Source organism: Sporosarcina sp. SAFN-015, assembly GCF_059415085.1.
Window position 1 is genome coordinate 313,292 of record NZ_JBPFDR010000004.1, and the last position, 15,901, is coordinate 329,192.

The following is a 15,901-nucleotide window of genomic DNA, read 5'->3' on the forward strand; positions in this document are numbered from 1 at the left end:
TTTTCCATGTTCATCATCGGGCTGGGAAATGAAAGGGAGTAAGAATTTTGAAGAGAGTTTTTTGGTTGACGTTTCTATTCGTGCTGGCGTTTCCTTTGTTGCCAGAAGCGGGAAGCGTACAAACCGTCAACATCACAGAAACGACACCAGTTTATAACCAATCACAGAAAGTCGCAGTTTTCATGAAAGGCACTTCCACTTCCATCGTGAAGGAAACGGACCGTTATTATCACACGGTTATCGGCGGCGATGAAGTAATGTTTTCAAAGAAGCGTGCGAAGGCCGTCAAAGATAGCTATGGTTCTTTGAAAGGTGCCTATCCTGTCCGGGCAAATACGAAAAAGCATGTCCCGATTTTGAACTCACCCAACAAGAAGGCAAAGGCGATCGGACAGTTGCAGCCAAATCTGACCATTCACCTTCAACGGGCTCAAGGCAATTATTATCCAATCAATTTCGGTGGAAAGACGGCTTATATTGAAAAGAAGGATATCGAGATTGACTCAGGAATTCCTGTACTTATGTACCATGATTTGACGAGAGTCAAACTGAGCGATAATGTATCCGTACTGGAAGTGAAGAACTTCGAGGAGCAGATGGCTTATTTGAAGAAGAACAATTGGACAACAATTACGCCGAGGCAATTGGAATTATGGGTGCAAGGCAAGCTCAATCTCCCCGAAAAATCCGTCCTCATTACATTTGATGACGGCTATGAATCAACAATCGAATTGGGTTATCCTATTCTGAAGCGCAACGGACTCAAGGCGACTTCTTTTCTGATCACAAGCAGAATCGGCAAGCCAGGAATGGTTTCCGAATATGATCTGCAAAAGACAACAGACGTATATTCCTATGAAAATCATACACATTCTTTCCATATGTTCAATTCTCGTACCGGCTTGAGCTATATGCAGTCGGAATCCCGCTATTCCATCGGTGCGGACCTGAAAGAAGCGAATGATGCGATCGAAGAAATATTGGGCGGTCATAAAGTGCGAGCGCACGCATATCCATACGGAAAAAATAGCCCTCAAGCCGTCCAAGCGTTGAAAGATGCCGGCATCTCCATCGCTTTCACAATCGAGGAAGGCAATGTCCATCGTGGCGATTCGATTTATGCACTGAACCGGCAGCGCGTCCATTCGAATATGAGTTTGAAGGACTTCGCGGATAAATTGAAAGGAATGTAAAAGATATAGACACGACTATTATGCGTTTTTGAAATTAGAGGAGCCCCTTGACTTAAAAAGGGGCCCCTTTATTATATTGTGGAGTGTACGTTGGAACGCAATGTATGCTTCAACACTTTTCCTGACGCATTCCTCGGAAGTTCAGCCAAAAATTCGATGTCTACAGGGACTTTATATTTCGCTAGATTTTTTGAGCAATAGCTGATTACGTCTGCCTCAGTGAGGGTCGCTCCATCTTTTACGACGACGTACGCTTTCGGAACTTCACCTAGCACTTCATGCGGAACGCCTACGACTGCCGCTTCGAACAGTCCTGGAATTTGATATAGCACTTCTTCCACTTCCACAGGATAGACGTTTTCCCCACCGCGGATAATCATATCTTTCTTCCGATCAACGATATAGAGAAGCCCGTCTTCATCCAGCTTGCCTAGATCACCTGTATAAAGCCAGCCACCTTTAATCGTCCTTTTCGTTTCTTCCTCGTCTTTTAAATAGCCTTTCATCACTTGAGGACCACGCATGACAATTTCCCCGACTTGACCCGTCGGAAGCGGTTCTCCGAATTCATCGACAACTTGGATTTCAGTTTGTGGCAATGCTTCTCCGACTGAGCCGATTTTGTCGAGCGCCAAATGATCTTTCAACGTCGAAGCTGCTGGCGAATTCTCCGTTTGTCCATACAGATTTTGCACTTTCACATTCGGGAATGTTTCTTTCAGCTTTTTCACCATTTCATACGGCATCGGTGCGGCTCCGTAGCAGAACAGTCGTAATGATGAAAGGTCCAAGTCTTTTATTTCCGGCAAGTTCAACATAATGGTATACATCGCCGGAACACCGAAAAACATCGTTGGCGCTGTTTTTTGCAATAAATCAAGCGTTCCTTTCGGCGAAAAGGCTTCCTCGATAATGACCGTCCCACCTTTATACGTTACAGGAATCATGAACACATGGGAGGCTGCGCAATGAAATAGCGGCGTTGAAATAATCATCCTGTCGGCTTCTGTAATTGACATTGCTTCCGACCAAATTTCTGCGGTCGAAATGATGTTTTGATGCGTCAGCATGACCCCTTTCGGCTTGCCCGTCGTCCCGGACGTATACATGACGACTGTTGTATCTTCCCCGTTCAATGTTACAGGCTCATACGCTTTAGCATCACTTGCGAGCAATCGATCGATATCCCCTTCTCCCCCGATCGATAATTTTTCTTTGAACGGATGCTTCGACTGTTGGACGCTGTCTTCCAATCTTTTATCATAAATAATCGCTTTTGCCTCTGAATGGTTGTAAATGTATTCCACTTCTCTCGGGGTCAATTTCGTATTGACAGGCATGACGGTAAACCCGCCCAATTGAATGCCAAAATAACTGACGAGAAAGAGGTCGGAATTCAACGCATAAAGTGCGATAATATCCCCTTTTTCGTACCCCTCCGCTTGGAAATGCCCCGCCACTTTCTTCGCATTCTCATAAAACTCGCTATACGTCCACTCTCTGCCGTTATATACCGTGAAAATTTTATCCGGTTGACTTTTTGCGTATTCCCCCAACACTTCCGTCATGAACATGGACAATCTCCCCTTTACTTTTCACTGTCTAATTCATATTCTAGCAAGTGATATTTCAGATTACAATATATATAGTTAATATTCCGACAACGTCGCAAGTGTCTATTTCTTTTATTCTCCGCGTAAACTGCTAAGAAGCATTTCTATTTATTCTAAAAGAGCGGCGGGAGAGATAAATGACGAAAGTGAAGAAAAAAACGTATAGAAAGCTTTTATTTTGGTTGGGAGGGATTGTCTGTCTTCTTTTTGTCATCATCGTTTGCTACGCTCTGTTTTTCGTGAATGAATTGACGGAAACGGCGAAAGAGATCCATGAGCCAATTGAGCGTACTTTCTCCGAAAAACGGGAGGACCCAATCATCATTCAAGAAAAAGACCCCTTCTCCGTTCTCATATTAGGTGTGGACGAAAGAGAGGGAGACAAAGGCCGTTCCGACACGATGATTGTCCTGACCGTCAATCCAACCATTCAATCCACGAAAATGCTGAGCATCCCGCGGGATACATATAGTGAGATTGTCGGGATGGGGTTCGAAGATAAACTGAATCATGCCTATGCATTTGGCGGCATCGAAATGTCATTAGCGACTGTAGAGCATTTTCTCGACATTCCGATCGACTATGTTGTCCAAGTGAATATGGAAAGCTTCAAGGAAATCATTGATGCTGTCGGTGGAGTATCTGTCACGAATTCGCTCGAATTTAATGTCGATCAGTATTCATTTCCAAAAGGTGAACTTTCATTGAATGGAGAGGAAGCACTCGTTTTTGTCCGCATGCGAATGGATGACCCACGAGGAGATTTCGGACGGCAAGACAGGCAAAAACAAGTCATTCAAGGTATTTTACAAAAAGGTGCGACGCTCTCGAGTTTGTTGAAATATAAAAGTATTTTTGAGGCAATCGGCAATAATGTAAGAACAAATATGACGTTCGATGAAATGGTTGACGTACAAAAAAACTACCGGGACGCCGCAAAGTCTGTCGAACAGATACGATTTGAGAAAGGCGAAGGGATACGGATGGATGGTATTTGGTATTATATGACGGATTCCGATGAGCTTGAAGATGTGAAGAACGAGTTGAGGACCCATTTGGAAATGAATTGACATTGCAGCCCGCAATCATGACGGGCTGCTTTTTTAGTTTTGTTTGATAAGCCGGCGGAGGTATTGGATAATCTTATTAGAACCTGGTTCCTATATCTTTATTGAAGGAGGTATATAAATGAAGCGTACGCTATGGTTTTTATTGCTAGCTTCAATACTACTTGTTGCCGGTTGTTCAAAAGAAAAAACTGAACAAACGCCAATCACTGAGGAAGATGAATTAGAAGTTGAAGAAGAAGTGCAGGACGAAGAAGGTCAAGATGAAGAAGACACCAACCAAAATATTGGCGCGGAAAATAAGCCGCCCATCTTTAATATGGATGATGACAATTTAGTAGTGTATGGACTGACTTTGGGCGATTCACCATCAGATGCACAGGCGATATGGGGAGATCCGGAAATCTTGGAGGAAGAGCCAATGGGAGATGCAGACACATATCATTACTACCCTGCTCTCGGCATGACGGTCGGTTACTTCGATGAAAAGCTGACATTTATAGCAGTAGATGCAGATGAAGAAGACCTTAACGAAATCAGCAGTAAATTTAAAGGTGACCATTATAGGAATCCAGAAGGTGATGCTGATTACTTTTTCTCACCTGAAAACGGTCAATTGCTCATTTACGGTACTGTAAACAGCGTTGAAGGTGATACTGAATTGAGATTGCTCATGTCTGATGATAATTTCTTTTATTATGTAAATGAAGGGATTTATGAGAAAGTTGAAGAGGCTCCCTGACATTGATTGTCGGGAACCTCTTTTTTCATTATTTATTTGCAAGTTTACGAATCACTTCTGCTAGTAAGTTCGTTCTTTCTACTAGGGTAGGAATTTCTAAATACTCATCTACACTATGTGCGTTTCCGCCAACAGGACCTAAACCGTCTATCGTTGAAACTCCCATTGCTGAAGTGAAAGAGGCATCTGATCCTCCGCCTGTTGCAACATCAGTTATTGTGATTCCTAACTCGTCACCCGTCTCCTTAATAAGTTCAAGGAACTGAATCGTTTGCTCGTTTTTCACCATTGGAGGGCGATTAATGCCGCCTTCCAGCTTGATTGTCGTGCCAGCAACATCCGATGATGCACATATCTCCCTTACCTTTCGATCAATCACTTCCGCTTGTTCCGCATATGTGATTCGCACATCCACATGGGCAGCTGCTGACGGAGCAATCGTATTGACTGACTCCCCTCCTTCAATTAAACCGACGCTTACACTAATCCCTTCTTCGTGATTAGTCAATGCGTGTAATTTGATGATTTTGTGGGCAAGCTCTTCAATTGCACTAATGCCATTTTGCGGTTCAATGCCTGAGTGTGCGCCTTTTCCAGTCACATAAACGGAATAACGACCTGCTCCACGACGTGCGGTTACGAGTGAACCATCCTTCCTTGCCGGCTCCATAATTAGTGCGTATTTTTTCCCCTCTGCATATTTCTCAATGATTGGTCTTGATGTATGCGAGCCGATTTCTTCATCACCATTTAAGACAATTTGTACCTTTTCAAGAGCACCTTGGTTATTTTTCTTCAGTGCCTTAAGTGCATATAGAAGTGATACTTGGCTCGCTTTCATATCAATAACACCAGGTCCATACGCTCGGTCTCCTTCGATCGTAAACGGCCTTTCACTCGCTGTCCCGTTCCGGAAAACTGTATCCATATGTGCAACAGCTAGCATTGTTGGGCTTTCGCTGCCTTGATACGTAATCACCATGTTATTCCCGTTTTCAGCCTCTTCAATGACCTCGACAGCAAAACCTAATTCTTCATAAGCCTCTTTTAATATTCCACCCACTTTATCAATTCCTGTTTTGTGATTTGAGCCGGAATCGATATTGACAAGCTTCTCTAATAGTGAAAGCATCTCAGTTTGTTTCGTTTGCAAAAATTCCTTCATGATTTCCCATCCCTTCTTCCCCCGTCTGTACAGTAGAGGCATCCGTGTTCAACGGGAAATGGCAAGCCGCGAAATGTCCGGCTTCCAATTCCATCAGTTCCGGTTCAACTAATTCACATTTTTTCTCCGCATAGGGACATCTTGTCCGAAACCTGCAGCCTGCCGGGATATCCACATTACTTGGGATATCTCCTTCAAGAATCACCCTTTCCCGATCCCTAATGTAAGGATCAGGAAGCGGCACTGCAGAAACAAGGCTAACCGTGTAGGGATGCATTGGTTTAGTAAAGAGTTGTGCTTTCGTAGTAATTTCTACTATTTTCCCTAAATACATGACGGCAATCCGATCGCTTATATATTTAACTGCAGGCAAGCCGTGGGCAATAAAAATAAATGTTAACTTATATTCCTTTTGCAGTTTAATCAAAAGATTTAAAATCTGTGCTTGTATAGAGACGTCCAAAGCGGAGACTGGTTCATCACAAATAATTAATTTAGGGCGCAATGCAATCGCACGAGCAATTCCAATACGTTGCCGTTGCCCGCCGCTGAATTCATGCGGAAACCGTTTTCCATACGTCCTGTCGAGCCCCACAGCATCCATCAGCCTAAAAACTTCTTCGCGGATTTCATTTCTCTTCATGTTCGTGTGAGTTTTTAACGGTTCTCCGATAATATCTACGACCCTCATACGCGGGTTCAATGAAGAAAACGGATCTTGGAAGATCATTTGTATGTCGGCACGTGATTTCCGAACCTCTTCTTTCGAAAGGCTGTCCATATCTTTTCCGTTGAAGATGATTTTGCCTTCCGTCTTTTCGAGCAAATTGATCAGTAAATTTCCGGTTGTTGACTTTCCACAGCCCGACTCGCCGACGATTCCTAACGTTTCACCCTCAACGACGGTAAAATCGATTCCATCAACAGCTTTCAGCAGCTTCTTTTTGCCGAAGCCCTCCGATAGCTCAAAATGCTTTTTCAATCCTTCGACTGTCAATAAAGGCGGATGTTCTATGCTCGTCATCATATTAAATAGCATCCTCCTTTTCCTCATACAACCAGCATCTAACTTTATGCTCATAAGCGACTTCTTTCAATACCGGCTCCTTTAATGAACATAAGTCGGTCGCAAACGGACAACGCGGATGAAACTTGCATCCTTTCGGCATATTTGACGGTGTCGGGACCGTTCCAGTAATGGAGGCAAGAACCTCTTCTGTTTCATGAAATTTCGGAGTACTATTGAGCAGACCTTTTGTGTAAGGATGTTTTGGATTGCTGAATAATGTATAAACGTCTGTATGCTCTACAACTTGGCCTGCATACATAACAACGACTTTATCCGCCATTTCGGCGACAACGCCAAGATCATGTGTGATCAAGAGGATAGCCGTACTGTTTTCTTTTGCCAGTTTCTTCATTAGCTCCAATATTTGTGCTTGAATCGTTACATCCAATGCTGTTGTCGGTTCATCCGCAATTAATAATTTCGGATTGCATGATAGAGCCATAGCAATCATGACGCGTTGCCTCATACCGCCACTTAATACGTGTGGAAAAGAATTGAAAACTTTCTCCGCACGTGGGATACCGACATGGCGAAGCATTTCAATGCTTTTCACTTTTGCTGTTTTTTTGTCTACTTTCTGGTGCAATTTAATAGACTCGGATAATTGGTTCCCTATAGTGAATAAAGGATTTAAAGAAGAAAGGGGTTCTTGGAATATCATAGCTATCTCATTGCCTCTCAACTTTCGATACTCTTTTTTTCCGAGTGTCGTTAAATTTTTGCCTTCAAAAAGAATGCTCCCTTTCTCCACTTTTCCAGGTGAATCAATCAATCCCATAATGGAAAGCGAAGTGACACTCTTACCCGATCCGGACTCACCTACGATAGCAAGCGTTTCACCTTCCCTTACTTCAAAAGACACCCCATTTACAGAAGGTATGACACCATGCTCTGTCCTGAAATAGGTATGTAGATTATCCACATCCAATATTGCTGTTCCTGTCTTCATCTCACTGCACCTCCTTAACCTCTGCTTTGCGAACGTGGATCCAACACGTCTCGGAGCCAATCGCCTAAGAAAATAATTCCTAAAACAGTAATTGTAATGGCAACCCCAGGGAACGTTGCCAACCACCAGCTTGTCGCAAGATAGTCACGCCCATCGCTTAAGATCCCTCCCCATGAAACGGTTGGAGGTTGAACGCCTAGTCCTAGGAAACTCAAAGAAGCTTCTAATATAATTGTTGTCGCTACACTCAATGTCGATATGACAATAAATGAGGATATGACGTTTGGAAGCACATGACGACTAATAATCTTGACGTTGCGCACTCCAATTGAACGTGCTGCCCTTACAAATTCCCTTTCCTTTATGGAAAGCGTTTCTCCCCTCACAATCCTGGCGTATGCGACCCAGTTCGTCACTCCGAGAACGATGATGAGTGTCGGTACGCTCGGTCCGAAGACTGCCAAGAAAACCAATGCGAACAAAATATTGGGAATGGATAGGAAGGAATCCACAATTCTCATGAGGATTGTATCCAACCAGCCGCCATAATACCCTGATGCTAGGCCAACGACGATACCGATGATTCCCGCAAGGATAACCGATGCAATGCCTACGAGCAAGGAGACCCTCGATCCGTAGATGATTCTGCTTAATATATCCCGGCCGAGATTATCTGTGCCTAGAAGATGTGCCTTTTCTCCACCCTCCAACCAGGACGGGGGCTTTAACATTTTGGCGGGATTAATGGCAGCAGGATCATGCGGAGCCAAGAAATTAGCGAATGTCGCCACTAAACATACAAACAAGACAATAATAAAACCTACTGTTCCTGTCTTGCTTTTTAAGAGCAGTTTCGTCCACCGGACAAGTATATTCTCCTTTTTGCTTTTTAGTACACCGGCATGGCTTTCCGCAGCATGTGATTGTAGATTTGCAGACATTTGAAAACCCTCCTTAACTGTACTTGATCCGCGGATCCAAAATTCGATAGACAACATCTGCTAATAGATTCATAAAGATAACTAGTATAGCGATAATGAAAACGCTCGCCTGCACGATTGCCATGTCTCTCGTATTTACAGCCTGAATGAGGAGCTGGCCAAGACCTGGCCAAGAAAATACCGTCTCGGTAATTAATGCCCCACCAACTAGTGTTGACGTTTGCAAGGCAGTAATCGTGACTACTGGAATGAGAGAGTTTCTGAAAGCATGTTTATAGACAACAAAGAAATCGCGAAGCCCTTTACTTTTTGCGGTTCTTACATAATCCTGGCTTAAGATTTCCACCATGCTAGATCGGATAAGTCTCGTCATTTCTGCTGCAATCCCAGTTCCAAGTGTGATTGCGGGCAGTATCAAATGCGCGATTGTTCCTCTACCCGATACGGGAAACCATCCAAGAGTGACAGAGAACAACAATATAAGCATGATTCCAAGCCAAAAGTTTGGCATTGCTTTACCAATTACAGCACCACCCGTAGCAAGTAGATCCAACGAAGAGTTTTTCTTTGTTGCAGACCATATGCCAAGTGGAATTGCTATGATGATAGCAATAATCATAGAAGCCGCCGCCAATTCCAATGTGGCTGGCAATCGTTCAAGTACTAACGGTAAAGCATCCGTATTGTATCTGAATGATTTTCCGAAATCCCCTTGAACTAGACCTAACATATACTTGCCATATTGGACGATAAACGGCTGATCAAGCCCTAACGCTATCGTCAATTGTTCAATGTCCTCCTGACTCGCATCCTCTGGAAGCATTAAGGCCACAGGATTTCCCGCTACGAAAACAAGCGAAAAGACAATGAATGAGATGATCAGCAGAACGGGTATGAATTCAAGAATCCGTTTCAGAAGAAATTTAATCATAGTGGCCTCCTTTATTCGATTACATGACGTGTCGCCATAATAAAATACATGGGCCAGGAAATTTTCTCCCCGGCCCAGGCAATCAGGTTTTATTTCCGTTTGATTTTCGGAACGTAAATCATTTCATCCTGAGTAGGATTGAATTCAATTCGGTCGCTCACCCCAGTGTTAATTGTTTCTTGGTAAAGCTGGACATGTGGCACATCCTCTGCCGCGATTTCCTCAATTTTTTGGATTTGTGCTTCACGTTCATCAGGATTCATATTTGTTGCCGATGCGTTTAGCAATTCCTCAATTTCATCGTTCTTATAATCAGTTTCTCCTTCGAAACGTTCTGCACGATACCAGTCAACTGAATAGGCACCATCGAACATGGAGTTGCCTAAACCAAGAAGATATGCATCTTTATTCTTCTTAGCGGTTCGCATTTCAACGAAATTGCTCCATTCCATGAATTCGATGTTAACTTTAATGCCTGCTTGTGAAAGCATGCCAGCAATCATTTCAGTTACTTCGGCATCTTGCAAATAACGCCCGCGAGGCGAATGCAAAGTCATTTCAAAACCGTCCGGATAGCCCGCTTCTGCAAGAAGCGATTTCGCTTTATCGAGGTCATAATTATAGGTGTCATATAATTTAGGGTTATGTCCGAAGTTTCCAGGGCCAACCCGTGTTCGCGTCGGAATTCCGCCTCCCTTCAATGCATGCTCAGCAAGCGAACCATCATCGATGGCATAATCAATCGCCTGACGAACTCGGACATCAGCAGTCGGATAGCCCTCTGTCGCACGTAGAATCAACATAATCGTACGGTTCGAAGTTTGTTTCTTCATTGACGTACCGTCATTTTTATCTACACGATCCCAATCACTAGGTGGAACGTTGACAGCGATGTCGACTCCTCCTGTCAATAGCTCGGAAACCCTTGTAGAGTTTTCTGGAATGACGCGGAAGACAACCTCGTCCCACTCATCTTCTTTTCCTTCGTAATAATCTTCAAAAGGAACCATTACGATCCGGTCGTCCCGAATCCACTCTTTGAATTTATATGGACCTGTTCCAACTGGATTAGAAAGGAAGTGATCCCAGCCATTTTCCTCAATATAATTCTTTGGAAGCATTCCAGAGCCTAATCTTGATAATCTATGGAACAAAGATGGCTCAGGAGCATGCGTCACAACATTGAAAGTTAATTCATCTACAATATCGACTTGTTTAATTTGCTTATAGTTCGGATATTCCTTCAATGTATCGTCTGTTGCAACACGCTCAAGAGTGAATTTGACGTCTTCAGAAGTGAGCGGATCACCATTATGAAATTTCACGCCCTCCTTCAATTTCATTTGTACCGTCAATTCATCCAACTGTTCAAATGTATCCACCAATTCCGGTTGGATGACGTTGTTATCATCCCTCTTGAAAAGATAGTTGAACATATTGTCGTGAACTGCTTCTGTCGATGTATTGTTATGATTGTGGATATCAAAACTTACAATATCCGACCCCATTGCAATCGTTAACGTACGATTATCATCGCTCTTTCCTGCGGATGAATCTCCGCTTCCACCGTCGGTCGAACTTTCTCCCCCACCACTGCACGCAGCTAAAAGTAGCATCATTACAAGCGTGCCTGCGAAAAATAGTAGATTTCTTTTTTTCATCCTCTGCCCCCCTAGTAAACTATTAATTCACTTTTTCGTGAATAATTATTAACAATCTTAAATGAAGTTACATCGAAACACAATATGTTTTTAGAATATAAAAATGAGTTTGATGAATTAATCATTTCTGACTAGTATTTAAGCATCAATACATTGTTTTCAATGTTAACAACTCATAAAACAGGGAATATTTACATCATCACAGTGTGAATAGGAGTTGGAAATTTGAATGTCAATACCTATAGACAAAGGCCTTGATCATACTTTCGATTTACTGACGGAAGGGTATCATTTTATGCGGAATCGTTTTGATGAACTTGGAAGCGATATTTTTGAGACGAGATTGATGGGGAAAAAGATGATTTGTATGACAGGTCCGGATGCAGTGGAATTAATGTATGATGCTTCGCGGTTCCAACGGTCAGGTGCTGTTCCGAAGCGGATACAGAAATCGTTGTTCGGGGAAGGCGGTGTGCAGACGCTCGATGGAACGGCGCATCAAGTTCGGAAATTGATGTTTTTATCGCTTATGACGGACAATGCAATAAAGCGAGTGCATGAATTGACGCTCGAGCAATGGAGATCACGTACAAGGCAGTGGAGAAACGGGCAGAATATCGTTTTATTCGATGAAGCCGAGGAGGTCCTCTGTAAGGTCGCTTGTTTATGGGCGGGTGTTCCGCTGAAAGAGTCGGAAGTGTCACAAAGAGCCTATGACTTAGGAGCAATGATTGACGCATTTGGTGGAGTCGGACCAAGATATCGGGAAGGGCGGAATGCACGGAAACGGACTGAAGACTGGATCCGTTCACTAATTGAGGAGTTTCGTTCGGGGGCAGTCACCGGTGCCAATGACGCGCTAGAAGTTATTGCTACTCACCGTGACGAGAATGGGCAGTTGCTGGATGCGCAAATTGCAGCGGTCGAATTGATCAGTGTCCTGCGTCCAATCGTGGCGGTTGCCCGGTTCATTGTATTCGAAGCACTCGCTCTGCATGAATATCCACAATTCCGTGAAAGGTTGAATGGAGCAGATGATAATTATTTTGAGGCGTTTGCTCAGGAAGTTCGACGCTACTACCCTTTTACACCTTTTCTAGGTGCGATGGTCCGCCATGATTTTGAATGGAAAGGATGCCAATTCTCGAAAGGCGATACGGTGCTTGTCGATATGTACGGAACAAATCACGATCCGAAGAGTTGGAAGAATCCTGAGGTGTTCAGGCCAGAGCGCTTTTTCGAGGAGAAAGTGACACTTTATAACTTTGTTCCGCAAGGCGGTGGAGATCCTGCGCGGGGACACCGTTGTCCAGGCGAGGATATAACCGTCGCGATTATGAAAGCAAGTCTTTCATTTCTTGTAAATGAACTTGATTATACAGTCGTTGAAGACCAGGATTTGTCAATCGATCTTGTCCGCATGCCGACACTTCCGGCAAGTCGCATGGTTATTAAAATTAACTAGCAAATTAAAAAAGATGAGGGAAAATGTAATGTTTTCCTTCATCTTTTTCATCCACCGGTCGATACACCTTGTAAAAACTTTAATGACGGGCCATAACCTTTTTGAGGTACTTCATCTGTCATCTTTTTGATGTATTGCTCGGTACTGTCTGTAATCGATTCATATGTTACGTCTGCTTCCACTTCTACACGGAAGTCAGTTGTGAAGGTAACTACAATCCGATCCTCGTTGCCGCCGTTTTTCTCAACTACGTCGCGTACCGTCTGTTTGAACTTTCCATGGACTCCACCTACATGAATATCCATCTTGGATTTTAACAGACCATATGCGGCCATCCTTGGCGTCAGAATATCATTCATAGCATTGATATATGCAATATCCTTTGCCAGCCCATTATTCTGATACTCTTCTGCCTTTTCGTCAACAAGAACACCAATAGATTTTCCATCGTCTACTTCTAATTGCAATTTCACATCCTCAGCATCGAACTGCAAGTCAAATTCCTCTATCGCATCCTTCGCGGCGTTCACCAATACAGATGTTCCGGCAAGTGCAGCCAATTGTGTAGCATTTGCCGCCTGTTGCTTCACGGCATAAACTTTCGCAATGTTCAAGACGATGACGCAGATGGCGATCGATACGACCATGATCCAAAGCATATAAACTAGTCCGTTGCCCCGTTCATTATTCAAATGCTTCATTCGAGCATCACCTTGCCTGCAGCTTTGGAGTCAATCGCAACAGACATTGTCGTCTTCCACTTTTCAGGGATGAACACTAGAGGATGCTTCGCTGAAATTTTCAAGTCGAAAAGGCCGTTCCCACCGGAAGAGACAGTGACAGTCGCATTTGTAAGCAAGCTGCTATTGCCGATCGATTCGTTTACAGCTTCCCTCGCTTTGATCTCACTGCCCGTCAATGCATACACTTGCGCCCCATCATTCGCAGCGGATTTCAAACTGAGCACCGCATAACCCGAAGCGACGACTTGCCAAAGCAATAGGAAAAACAGGAAATAAAAAGGGAGAATGCCTATGAACTCGATGCTCATCGATCCTCTTTCATTGCGGATGGATTTGAATTTTTTCAGCGTAAACACCCCTTCAATCACTCATATCTGTTGATTTTGTATTGCAAATACCAGATGTGAAATAAAATCAAAAGCACACGGTTGAAAATCTCTTCCCCGGCTTTCTCTTCAATCGCCTCTGCAACACGAAACACAGAATAATATGTAATGCCAAGTCCGATGAATGTGATGATAATATTGAATGTATCCATAAAATCAACACCCATCTCAGTCAGGAATGCGCCTCCGATGACAAAATAGAATGCGAGAAACGCATACATGACAAACAGGAATTTTAACCAGTTGTAATTCAGTTGCACTTTTCCAAGTTGGCTGATCGAATCTCTCCTTGAAATGAACCAATACGGCAAATATACGCCCATTGTCACATTTGTCAACAAAACAGCAATCGCAGTATTTGTCTTTTTAAATGTCAGTTCGCCCATTCTTCTTCCACCTCTTCAGTCATGCTTAGTAGTTTTTCAGATAAAGAGAATACTACAAAAGGAAAAACCACTAATGAAAACACCAGCCTTGTTACGTTGAATGCAACATAATTCATTTCCAAGAAAGAAGTGATATAAAGTACGCCAAACCATAATAATGTAGTAAAACATGACCAAATGATGATTTGAATCCATACTTGCGCAAAATTGTTTAGGTAAAATTCAATGGATGTCTTTATCCAATTGTGTAATGAAGTATCGTGCTGATACATGAAAGGCAATATGAACAACAGCGGGGCAATTACAAACCCCGGAATATAAAATGCGAAAATACCACCATACACCAAAGCAGAAATTAAAATGCCTACTACTAAAATCGGTCCAATCGACCAAACAAAGCTTTTCACCATTTCCTTAAATTCCATTTCTTCATCCACACTTACTTTTTTATATAGTAAGTACAATGGATGTACGAAAATAGCAAATAGCAGGATATTCAACAATAGGTTAACGAGGCTTTCCCTTCCGCCCCAATCGACAGATAACAAGGTTAAGCTATAATTGGAGAAAACCAGCCAAACCGGAACCATCACCAAAATACCGTACCCGATAATCTTTAGTAGCTGTTCATTGTAATAAAATGCAGCCTCTCTCAACTATGAGCCCTCCTTGCTTCTACCTTCCTAAAAACGAACACACTCGCTATTGCAATTGCAGTCGCATTCACAAAACTAAACAGCGCAATATCCGGTTCAAACAACATTGGAAGGCCATAAAAGAATTGAGAAAACAGGGTATTAAAAACAACTAATGCGCATGCCAACATATAAGCAGAAAAGTATGGAAAATGAAATGACCTAGTCAAATACCCTAATAATCCGTATGAAAAAATCATGACAACCGTCGAATGAACCAAAAAGTTCGGAATAGCGAGAACCATAATGAAGCTGAATACAATCATTGCCAATGTTACAATGCCGAGAACTTGTATATATTTCATTTTTCCAAATACCCTTCCTTTACATGGGACTTATAGGCAAGTGAGCTAAATAGAAACATGAGCCAACATGAAAACAGATAAATAATGGTAGAAAAATAAGGCATCATTGTAGTTGTACCAAAGTAATCGAATAAAATCCTGATTGCCGAAATATTACCCCCTACTCCAAGAATTGCAAGCACGAAAGGTATTGTATAAAAAGGGTAGGCGATCCACTTCACCTTGTCCGAATCAGGGTAAACGACTGGAATCTCTGATCGTTGATCAATACGTGCTACAAAGTACATGCCGACAAATACACCAATTAAAAGTAATTGAATTACAATATGATCCTGCAACACTCTGAGCAATGGGAATGCGAAAAAGAAGGTGAAAGCGTACAATTGATACGTGAGTGTCAATTTATACGCTTTCTCCCTATTGGTCGGGAATCGGAATGATAATAGTATTGGCATCGTTAGCAATATAACAAAAATCGCTATAGTCCATACTAGTGCATTGCTATCGTAATCTGGTATAAATATTACAATCGATGCCGCTAGTAGTGGAAGAAAGTATCCCATTATCATTGCCTTGAACGGATTTCCCAT

17 protein-coding genes are annotated in these 15,901 nt (G+C 42.8%); 4 read left to right on the forward strand and 13 right to left on the reverse strand.

Annotated features, from left to right (window positions below; all coding sequences use genetic code 11):
* Positions 1 to 47 precede the first annotated feature (47 nt).
* Complete coding sequence (locus ACR65H_RS09625; RefSeq protein ID WP_440499973.1) at positions 48 to 1,193, forward strand: polysaccharide deacetylase family protein; 1,146 nt, start codon at positions 48 to 50, stop codon at positions 1,191 to 1,193.
* A gap of 71 nt (positions 1,194 to 1,264) precedes the next feature.
* On the opposite strand, the gene ACR65H_RS09630 is transcribed toward ACR65H_RS09625, so the two are convergent.
* On the reverse strand, positions 1,265 to 2,767 hold the full coding sequence (locus ACR65H_RS09630) for a class I adenylate-forming enzyme family protein (protein ID WP_440499974.1): 1,503 nt from the start codon (positions 2,765 to 2,767) through the stop codon (positions 1,265 to 1,267).
* A gap of 176 nt (positions 2,768 to 2,943) precedes the next feature.
* On the opposite strand from ACR65H_RS09630, the gene ACR65H_RS09635 reads away from it, so the two are divergent.
* A complete protein-coding gene (locus ACR65H_RS09635) occupies positions 2,944 to 3,876 on the forward strand; it encodes an LCP family glycopolymer transferase (protein ID WP_440499975.1) in 933 nt (310 codons plus the stop codon).
* A 118-nt stretch (positions 3,877 to 3,994) separates the two neighbouring features.
* Positions 3,995 to 4,615: a hypothetical protein gene (locus ACR65H_RS09640; protein WP_440499976.1), complete on the forward strand. Its 621-nt coding sequence runs from the start codon at positions 3,995 to 3,997 to the stop codon at positions 4,613 to 4,615.
* A gap of 28 nt (positions 4,616 to 4,643) precedes the next feature.
* Here the strand turns inward: ACR65H_RS09640 and ACR65H_RS09645 are convergent, their stop codons facing one another.
* The 6 genes from ACR65H_RS09645 to ACR65H_RS09670 all read right to left on the reverse strand — a co-directional run bounded on the left by ACR65H_RS09645 (position 4,644) and on the right by ACR65H_RS09670 (position 11,331).
* Complete coding sequence (locus ACR65H_RS09645) at positions 4,644 to 5,780, reverse strand: M20 family metallopeptidase (protein WP_440499977.1); 1,137 nt, start codon at positions 5,778 to 5,780, stop codon at positions 4,644 to 4,646.
* On the reverse strand, positions 5,749 to 6,807 hold the full coding sequence (locus tag ACR65H_RS09650) for an ABC transporter ATP-binding protein (protein WP_440499978.1): 1,059 nt from the start codon (positions 6,805 to 6,807) through the stop codon (positions 5,749 to 5,751). Before ACR65H_RS09650 ends, ACR65H_RS09645 begins: the two co-directional genes overlap by 32 nt.
* Before the next feature lies 1 nt (position 6,808).
* Complete coding sequence (locus tag ACR65H_RS09655; RefSeq protein WP_440499979.1) at positions 6,809 to 7,798, reverse strand: ABC transporter ATP-binding protein; 990 nt, start codon at positions 7,796 to 7,798, stop codon at positions 6,809 to 6,811.
* A 14-nt stretch (positions 7,799 to 7,812) separates the two neighbouring features.
* Positions 7,813 to 8,739 carry an ABC transporter permease gene (locus ACR65H_RS09660; RefSeq protein WP_440499980.1) on the reverse strand — a complete coding sequence of 309 codons (927 nt, stop codon included), beginning with the start codon at positions 8,737 to 8,739 and terminating at the stop codon, positions 7,813 to 7,815.
* Positions 8,740 to 8,752: 13 nt separating this feature from the next.
* Positions 8,753 to 9,670 carry an ABC transporter permease gene (locus tag ACR65H_RS09665; RefSeq protein ID WP_440499981.1) on the reverse strand — a complete coding sequence of 306 codons (918 nt, stop codon included), beginning with the start codon at positions 9,668 to 9,670 and terminating at the stop codon, positions 8,753 to 8,755.
* Positions 9,671 to 9,759: 89 nt separating this feature from the next.
* Complete coding sequence (locus ACR65H_RS09670) at positions 9,760 to 11,331, reverse strand: ABC transporter substrate-binding protein (protein ID WP_440499982.1); 1,572 nt, start codon at positions 11,329 to 11,331, stop codon at positions 9,760 to 9,762.
* 229 nt (positions 11,332 to 11,560) lie between these two features.
* Here ACR65H_RS09670 and cypC point away from each other — a divergent pair, with 229 nt between their 5' ends.
* Positions 11,561 to 12,796 (forward strand): CYP152 family fatty-acid peroxygenase CypC, encoded by a 1,236-nt coding sequence (gene cypC / locus ACR65H_RS09675; RefSeq protein ID WP_440499983.1) that lies wholly within the window; start codon positions 11,561 to 11,563, stop codon positions 12,794 to 12,796.
* A 47-nt stretch (positions 12,797 to 12,843) separates the two neighbouring features.
* Here cypC and ACR65H_RS09680 read toward each other — a convergent pair whose 3' ends face one another.
* The 6 genes from ACR65H_RS09680 to ACR65H_RS09705 are packed head-to-tail and all read right to left on the reverse strand — an operon-like array spanning position 12,844 to position 15,901.
* Complete coding sequence (locus tag ACR65H_RS09680; protein WP_440499984.1) at positions 12,844 to 13,497, reverse strand: Tad domain-containing protein; 654 nt, start codon at positions 13,495 to 13,497, stop codon at positions 12,844 to 12,846.
* Positions 13,494 to 13,895 carry a TadE/TadG family type IV pilus assembly protein gene (locus ACR65H_RS09685; protein WP_440499985.1) on the reverse strand — a complete coding sequence of 134 codons (402 nt, stop codon included), beginning with the start codon at positions 13,893 to 13,895 and terminating at the stop codon, positions 13,494 to 13,496. Before ACR65H_RS09685 ends, ACR65H_RS09680 begins: the two co-directional genes overlap by 4 nt.
* 8 nt (positions 13,896 to 13,903) lie before the next feature.
* Complete coding sequence (locus ACR65H_RS09690) at positions 13,904 to 14,311, reverse strand: hypothetical protein (RefSeq protein ID WP_440499986.1); 408 nt, start codon at positions 14,309 to 14,311, stop codon at positions 13,904 to 13,906.
* Entirely contained in the window at positions 14,299 to 14,967 is a 669-nt protein-coding gene (locus ACR65H_RS09695; protein ID WP_440499987.1) for a hypothetical protein, read from the reverse strand. Before ACR65H_RS09695 ends, ACR65H_RS09690 begins: the two co-directional genes overlap by 13 nt.
* A complete protein-coding gene (locus ACR65H_RS09700; protein WP_440499988.1) occupies positions 14,964 to 15,311 on the reverse strand; it encodes a hypothetical protein in 348 nt (115 codons plus the stop codon). Before ACR65H_RS09700 ends, ACR65H_RS09695 begins: the two co-directional genes overlap by 4 nt.
* The gene (locus ACR65H_RS09705; RefSeq protein WP_440499989.1) at positions 15,308 to 15,901 is read right to left on the reverse strand and encodes a hypothetical protein; all 594 of its coding nucleotides are present in this window, start codon (positions 15,899 to 15,901) and stop codon (positions 15,308 to 15,310) included. The genes ACR65H_RS09700 and ACR65H_RS09705 overlap by 4 nt, the downstream gene beginning before the upstream one ends.

What these genes read in the sequence shown, in the direction of transcription:
- ACR65H_RS09630 (WP_440499974.1), bottom strand. Translation starts at nt 2,767, where the DNA reads ATGTTCATGACGGAAGTGTTGGGGGAATACGCAAAAAGTCAACCGGAT.
- ACR65H_RS09635 (WP_440499975.1), top strand. Translation starts at nt 2,944, where the DNA reads ATGACGAAAGTGAAGAAAAAAACGTATAGAAAGCTTTTATTTTGGTTG.
- ACR65H_RS09640 (WP_440499976.1), top strand. Translation starts at nt 3,995, where the DNA reads ATGAAGCGTACGCTATGGTTTTTATTGCTAGCTTCAATACTACTTGTT.
- ACR65H_RS09645 (WP_440499977.1), bottom strand. Translation starts at nt 5,780, where the DNA reads ATGAAGGAATTTTTGCAAACGAAACAAACTGAGATGCTTTCACTATTA.
- ACR65H_RS09650 (WP_440499978.1), bottom strand. Translation starts at nt 6,807, where the DNA reads ATGATGACGAGCATAGAACATCCGCCTTTATTGACAGTCGAAGGATTG.
- ACR65H_RS09655 (WP_440499979.1), bottom strand. Translation starts at nt 7,798, where the DNA reads ATGAAGACAGGAACAGCAATATTGGATGTGGATAATCTACATACCTAT.
- ACR65H_RS09660 (WP_440499980.1), bottom strand. Translation starts at nt 8,739, where the DNA reads ATGTCTGCAAATCTACAATCACATGCTGCGGAAAGCCATGCCGGTGTA.
- ACR65H_RS09665 (WP_440499981.1), bottom strand. Translation starts at nt 9,670, where the DNA reads ATGATTAAATTTCTTCTGAAACGGATTCTTGAATTCATACCCGTTCTG.
- ACR65H_RS09670 (WP_440499982.1), bottom strand. Translation starts at nt 11,331, where the DNA reads ATGAAAAAAAGAAATCTACTATTTTTCGCAGGCACGCTTGTAATGATG.
- cypC (WP_440499983.1), top strand. Translation starts at nt 11,561, where the DNA reads ATGTCAATACCTATAGACAAAGGCCTTGATCATACTTTCGATTTACTG.
- ACR65H_RS09680 (WP_440499984.1), bottom strand. Translation starts at nt 13,497, where the DNA reads ATGAAGCATTTGAATAATGAACGGGGCAACGGACTAGTTTATATGCTT.
- ACR65H_RS09690 (WP_440499986.1), bottom strand. Translation starts at nt 14,311, where the DNA reads ATGGGCGAACTGACATTTAAAAAGACAAATACTGCGATTGCTGTTTTG.
- ACR65H_RS09700 (WP_440499988.1), bottom strand. Translation starts at nt 15,311, where the DNA reads ATGAAATATATACAAGTTCTCGGCATTGTAACATTGGCAATGATTGTA.
- ACR65H_RS09705 (WP_440499989.1), bottom strand. Translation starts at nt 15,901, where the DNA reads ATGGGAAATCCGTTCAAGGCAATGATAATGGGATACTTTCTTCCACTA.